The sequence below is a fragment of the Streptomyces thermospinosisporus genome, from assembly GCF_039526425.1.
GTDB classification, from domain to species: Bacteria; Actinomycetota; Actinomycetes; order Streptomycetales; family Streptomycetaceae; genus Streptomyces; species Streptomyces thermocarboxydovorans.
The window spans coordinates 46,786-47,343 of sequence record NZ_BAAAIZ010000009.1 but is presented as its reverse complement, the minus strand read 5'-3'; the positions used below and the strand labels follow the sequence as shown (position 1 = coordinate 47,343).

At 79.2% G+C, this 558-nt stretch carries 1 pseudogene; it reads left to right on the top strand.

The features are described from left to right. A pseudogene (locus tag ABD207_RS04195) lies at nt 1-558 on the top strand (hypothetical protein); the annotation flags it as partial.

Below are 558 nucleotides of genomic sequence, written 5' to 3'. Positions count from 1 at the left end.
GCAGTGGGCGGCAGCCCGCGCCGACCTCGGTGCCGGCCGGCCCCGGGAGGCCGCCGACCGGCTCGGGCCACTGGTGCGCCCCGGCCCCCGCCGCGGCCACTTCGCGGTGTGGATGCTGGCCGTCCCCTGCTTCGTGGAGGCCGCGGCCCTCGCCGGACGGCCGGAGCACGCCCGGACGGTGGTCGAGCACTTCGCCGTGTGGGCCGCCTGCGGCGCCGACCCGCAGGCCCCCGCCCAACTGCTGCGCTGCCGCGCCCTGCTGGCCCGCCCGGAGCAGGCCGGCCTGCTGTACCGGCGTGCCCTGGACCGGCACGAGGAGAGCGCCGGCGACTTCGAACGGGCCCGCACCGCCCTGCTGTACGGCATGTGGCTGCGGCGCAGGCGGCGGCTGCGGAAGGCGCGGGAGCGGCTCGGGGAGGCGCTGATGGGCTTCGAACGCTGCGGCGCCCACCCGTGGGCGAGGCAGGCGGGCGCCGAGCGGCGGGCCGGTCTCATGGCCTGGCTGCTGTACTACGAGCACACGCTCGCCGGACGGTCCGCGGTGGCCGCCGGCTGGCT